The organism is Cypionkella psychrotolerans, from assembly GCF_001294535.1.
Lineage (GTDB): Bacteria > Pseudomonadota > Alphaproteobacteria > Rhodobacterales > Rhodobacteraceae > Cypionkella > Cypionkella psychrotolerans.
This window is the reverse complement of record NZ_LGIC01000044.1, coordinates 1-5,550: the sequence shown is the minus strand read 5'-3', so window position 1 is coordinate 5,550 and position 5,550 is coordinate 1. Positions and strand designations below refer to the sequence as shown.

4 protein-coding genes, 1 tRNA gene, 1 rRNA gene and 1 pseudogene are annotated in these 5,550 nt (G+C 57.0%); 3 read left to right on the top strand and 4 right to left on the bottom strand.

The window, feature by feature from the left end; translation table 11 throughout:
* Together istB and AKV04_RS09925 are read left to right on the top strand one after the other, a co-directional pair.
* The coding region (istB, locus tag AKV04_RS09930) for an IS21-like element helper ATPase IstB (RefSeq protein ID WP_202905598.1) at positions 1–733 on the top strand (733 nt) is incomplete at its 5' end.
* 120 nt (positions 734–853) lie between these two features.
* Entirely contained in the window at positions 854–2,932 is a 2,079-nt protein-coding gene (locus tag AKV04_RS09925; RefSeq protein WP_054006292.1) for an AAA family ATPase, read from the top strand.
* Between the two features lie 159 nt (positions 2,933–3,091).
* On the opposite strand, the gene AKV04_RS26145 is transcribed toward AKV04_RS09925, so the two are convergent.
* Positions 3,092–3,241 carry a hypothetical protein gene (locus tag AKV04_RS26145; RefSeq protein ID WP_156317455.1) on the bottom strand — a complete coding sequence of 50 codons (150 nt, stop codon included), beginning with the start codon at positions 3,239–3,241 and terminating at the stop codon, positions 3,092–3,094.
* Positions 3,242–3,635: 394 nt separating this feature from the next.
* Here AKV04_RS26145 and AKV04_RS27705 point away from each other — a divergent pair.
* Positions 3,636–4,715, top strand: a pseudogene (locus tag AKV04_RS27705) (recombinase family protein); the annotation flags it as partial.
* A 21-nt stretch (positions 4,716–4,736) separates the two neighbouring features.
* Here the strand turns inward: AKV04_RS27705 and AKV04_RS27700 are convergent.
* The 3 genes from AKV04_RS27700 to rrf form a co-directional block, all read right to left on the bottom strand.
* Entirely contained in the window at positions 4,737–5,246 is a 510-nt protein-coding gene (locus AKV04_RS27700) for a hypothetical protein (RefSeq protein ID WP_328287145.1), read from the bottom strand.
* Between the two features lie 43 nt (positions 5,247–5,289).
* Positions 5,290–5,366: transfer RNA gene (locus tag AKV04_RS09910), tRNA-Met, on the bottom strand.
* A 91-nt stretch (positions 5,367–5,457) separates the two neighbouring features.
* Positions 5,458–5,550, bottom strand: a 5S ribosomal RNA gene (gene rrf / locus AKV04_RS09905); the annotation flags it as partial.

Genomic DNA, 5,550 nt, shown 5'->3' with positions numbered 1-5,550 from the left:
GCTTAAGTCCCTGCAATTGTTCGGAATGGCAATCGCGTGGCGAGAACTGCAAGCGGAAGCGCCGCGCAACAAATCCCTCTCGCTCGAAGCCCTTTTGCTACGGTTGCTGGATGCCGCGCAAGCCGATCGTCAGGCGCGCAGCCTGCGCTATCAGCTAAAAGCTGCGCGGTTCCCCATCCATCGTGATCTGACCGGTTTTGATTGGAGCGAAACCCCCTTGGACGGTGCCCGCATTCAGGAGTTGGCCAAGGGTCACTATCTGGAAACGGCACACAACCTGATCCTGGTTGGGGGAACAGGCACCGGCAAAACCCCTCTTGCCATCGCACTCGGTGTCGCCGCCATCCATCACGGCAAGCGCATACGCTTTTACAACGCCGTCGATCTGGTCAATCTTCTGGAACGGGAAAAAGCTCAGGGCAAAGCCGGAAATCTGGCCAAGCAACTCACCCAGATCGACGCGGTCATTCTTGATGAGTTGGGCTATCTGCCATTCCCGGCCTCTGGCGGCGCCCTGCTGTTCCATCTCATCAGCCAACTCTACGAAAAGACATCCCTCATCGTCACAACCAATCTCAGCTTCGCCGAATGGGTCACGGTCTTCGGTGACCCAAAGATGACCACTGCGCTCCTCGATCGCATAACTCACCACTGCGACATTCTCGAAACCGGAAACGACTCCTGGCGCTTCAAACAGCGCAAGAAAATCAGCGACCAAACTGATCAATATTGAACGCTGTTACCTGTTCAATATTCGACGCTGATTGACACACAAGCAGCTGTCTCCCGTCTTTGCGGTCACTATGGCAGGTCCGTATCCAACGAAGAGCTTGATGGCGGCTGGCAGAGCGACATGCCGCTGACATTTGAAGACTTCTCCGCCTGCCCAGCCGCTGAAGATCAATTTGAAGACGAACCCGGCGTCTTTTCGGCAAACGCTGCAGATGCCAGTGATCAGGGGTCTGCGCATCTGCCACCTGGCGTGTTGAACGCGACAATTCGACTTGCAGAAACGTTCCAGAATGAGACTGCTTTCGTCGAACATCTTTACCGCGGCGCGGTGACCCTGATCGACGGATTTCTTCCCGATCAGCTCGAAGCCATTGTTGTCGCATTGTCGAACGGTCTGCTTCCGACGGAATGGAGCATTTCTTCGATCGTTCCAGAGCGCGGCACGCTGAACATGGCCGTGCTTGTCCGGCCCGAGGTAACTGACGGTGAGGTGAGCACCTATGCGGCCAAAAACTTCCGGCGGAAGCTGGACGATGCGCTCGAAAGCGAAGCTGGAGTTCTCATCTTGTGTCCCGTGGGAACAAGCTTGGATAAAAATCTGCGTGAGAGCTTGCCGCGTTCGATGCAGCTTGCGCCACTGTCACAAGACATCATTGTGCAGCACCTTCGGTACAGCCACCCGGCCGCATATTTCGATGAGACTGCCTTGCGCAACATCCTGCCTGTTGACCGCATTCTTGCAACACAAAGCTATGCAAAATTGCGTCTGGCGTTGCGCGAGGGCAGCGCGACGGCCGTAGGAATGCGCCTTGCGGACATTTCCAACTCAGATGCTTCAGTTGGGACCGCCCTGCGTGATCTGGCAGGATATGGCCATGCAAAGCCGGTGGCGATTGGCATTGTCGAAGATCTCGCAGCTTGGGCGTGCGGAGATTTGAAGTGGAAAGACGTAACGCGTGGATTGTTGCTCTCCGGCCCGCCCGGCTCGGGCAAAACCGAATTGGCGCGCGCGATGGCGCGCGAACAGGGCATTACGTTCGTTTCTGCAAGCTATGCCCAGTGGCAGGCGACAGGACACCTTGGCGACTTCCTCAAAGCAATGGCGCACAGCTTTGCAAACGCGATCGCAGGCGCACCTTCGATCCTGTTTATTGACGAGATTGACGCGTTTAGCAGTCGCAGCCACGATCCAAATGGACCACACGCAAGCTACAATGCGAAGACGATCGCGGGGCTTCTGGAACATCTGGACGGCCTGTCAGGCCGCGAAGGCGTCGTAATTATTGCCGCAACCAATCACGTCGATCACATCGATCGCGCGATCATCCGCTCTGGCCGCTTCGATCAACACATTGCCATCAGTCTGCCCGATCGCAATGATCTTCAGCTTATCTTGCGCCAGCATTTGGGATCAGATCTCGCTGATAGCAATCTGGACCACACTGCCAGTTTGGCCCTCGGCGCAACCGGTGCCGACATTGCCGGCGCCGTTCGCAACGCCAGGGCAAAGGTGCGCCAAATGAGGCGCAATCTTACCGTGGAAGATCTCATCTCCGAACTTTCCCCACCAACAGGTCTGCTACCGCCCGCAACTCTCTGGAGGGCGGCAGTGCATGAAGCCGGTCATGCGATTGTCATTTCCGCACTCGGCCTCGGCAAACTGATCTGCCTTCGGCTGAGTGGCGACGGCGGCGTGTGTTTGTCGGAGTCTCGCCCAATGCCGCTCACCGCAAGCGATTTCCATAAAAGGCGCATGGCTGATCTTGCAGGTCGTGTCGCTGAACGCATTTTGCTTGGTGATGTGAGCGCCGGCGCAGGCGGATCGCGGGACAGCGACTTGGCCAGGGTGACCACATGCCTCCTGAGCGAGGAGCTAAGTTATGGCTTGGGCGACCTTGGATCCCTTTACATTTGTTCAGATCCAGACCCGCGCGACTTCCTGAAGCTCCCGGCTTCGACCAAACACCGGTTGCTGCTGCGCATTGAGGCCGCGGAGGCAGAGGCGGCCGGAATTCTCAAGCGCAATTCTCAGCTGCTGATCGATTTGTCGAAGGCCCTGTTCAATACCCACCTGCTCGACGGCAGCGCTCTTCAAACCTTCGTTGACGAAGTGCAGGTGCTGGAAAGAAACGATGGGCCGCCGGTAAATGCGGAGCAGCCAGAACTCGAATGTGTTGCTCGATCAGCAATAGATTTTTAGCCCCCCTATTGAAGGGCAAAGCCTAGCCGCAGGTCTTGACCGCGCATGTCACGCACAATGAAGATCAAACTGACGCTTGAAGATCGATCGTTCAGATTTTGCAGATGCCGCTTCAAGCGACCCATCCATCTTTGCTCATGAAGCCTGCTGTTGTCGATTTTAAAATCCGTATTTTCCAAATCCAAAAGCTGGATATTTCTCCCATACTTCCGTTTTTTGGAACATTGGAGTTCTGGCCATAAAATCGATGTGCTTTTTTGTATTTCTTATTTCGAAAACCTCTGGGTTATCCCCAAAATAGCGACGCATCTTGCAATCATCCGCAGTTCAATAAGTTCAAAGGAGCCGCCAATGCAATATATTAACGTTCAGACAGCCACGCAAACTTCGGGCGTAACTCACATCAACATTGCACCGTCCGGATGTCATCCGGAGCGGTTGGGAGACCTCGGCCAATGGCACGGGAGCGGAAGATACATGCTGCAGATAAGGGAGTGCTGCCGACGGCACCACTCCGTGCAGCCGTGCCTTCCCCTACCCTCATTGCTCCTGTCAAAGTGCCGGCCAAACATTCTGAACAGATGCTCGCACTTGTTCGGGCGCTTGCCCGCGATGCGGCACGTTCGGACCATGTGAATGAACTGTCCATCAGCCGCAGCCCCAAAAAGTCTCACCCTTAGGCCGATCTTAAGGACCCTTATCAATGACAAATAAACCATTGCGCGTTGCCATTTACGCCCGCTATTCGTCCGAACTGCAGAACGCCGCCTCCATCGAAGACCAAATCCGCATCTGTCGCGAGCGCGCGGTGCGTGAGGGCTGGCAGATTATCGGCATCTATGAAGACGCTGGGGTTTCCGGTTCAAACATGATTTTGCGTCCCGGCGTGCAACGGCTGCTGCAGGACGGACGTGACGGCCGCTTTGATATCGTGCTGTCAGAGGCTCTAGATCGCTTGTCGCGCAACCAAGCCGATATCGCGGGCATCTATCAGAACCTCAGCTTCGCCCGTGTGGCGATTGTCACCCTGTCGGAGGGTGAGATCAACGAGATGCACATCGGCCTCAAGGGCACGATGAACGCGCTGTTCCTCAAGGATCTCGCCGCCAAAACCCATCGTGGGTTGCGCGGCCGGATCGAAAAGGGCAAATCGGGTGGCGGCAATGCTTACGGCTATACCGTGCTGCGCAGCCTGACCGAGACGGGCGAGCTCAAGCGCGGCGACCGCGAGATCAATGTGGTGGAATCCGAGATCGTGGTTCGGATTTTTCAGTCGTATGTCGCGGGCGTATCCTCCAGCGGGATCGCTGATGCATTGAACCGTGAAGGCATTCTCGGCCCGCGCGGCGGTGCCTGGGACAAGTCTGCCATCCACGGCAATCCCAAACGCGGCACCGGGTTGTTGAACAACGAGATCTACATCGGCAAGCTGATCTGGAACCGCCAGCGGTTTGTGAAGGATCCGCAGACCGGCAAACGGCAGGCGCGTCCGAACCCCGCGGCCGAGTGGATCACTACCGACGTGCCCGACCTGCGCATCATCGACCAAGACCTGTGGGACCGAGCCAAGGCGCGTCAGGAAGGCCGCAAGATCGAACATACCGAGGCCGAGGCATGGGAGCGGCGCAAGCCGCGGTTCCTGCTGACCGGTCTGGTCAAATGCGGCATCTGCGGGGGTGGGTTTTCGACGGTCGGCAAGGACCGTTTCGGTTGCTCGAACTCGCGCAACAAGGGCACATCGATCTGCACCAACCGGACCGGGATAACGCGGCAAGAACTCGAGGGGCGCATTCTGTCTATCTTGTCAGAGCGCCTGATGGACCCCGAGCTTGTCTCGGCCTTTGCCGCCGAATACATCGCCGAACGCAACCGGCTGGCGGCAACCAAGACCGATACCACCGCTGCCATGCGCAAAGACTTGGCCAAAGTGATCAAGGATCAGGACATGCTGGTCAACGCAATCCTGGCGGGCACGCCGGCCGAGCGCATCAAGGACCGTATGGCACAGCTTGAACAGCGGCAAAAACAACTCGAGAAGGATCTCGCCGCCGCCCCTGCAGGATCTGCTGGCCTGCACATCCACCCGGGCATGGCAATTGATTATCAGACGCGCATCAAGGGCCTGATCGACGGCCTGACGGATGCAGATAGCGAGGGCGAGGCCAAAGAGGCCATCCGCAGCCTGATCGAGAAGATCGTCGCCACGCCGGTCGCCACCAGTGGCAAGCGCCATAAACTGGATCTGCGCCTTCACGGTGATCTTGCGGGAATTTTGGCGCTGAGCCTTGGGGTTGATCAGCTCGTTGGACAGCAAAAAACCTCCTGCGAACAGGAGGTTATGGAAAGTGTAGTATTTATGGTTGCGGGGATAGGATTTGAACCTATGACCTTCAGGTTATGAGCCTGACGAGCTACCGGGCTGCTCCACCCCGCGACGGTCGTTCCCGTTGGTGGTGTGGGAACGTGGTCTCAGCTGGTTTTGTGCTGAGGGCTTGCTATCGTATTGAGAGGTTGTTTCTTGTTAGGTTTGGCGGTGACCTACTCTCCCACGTCTTAAGACGCAGTACCATTGGCGCGACGGCACTTAACGGCCGAGTTCGGGATGGGATCGGGTGTTT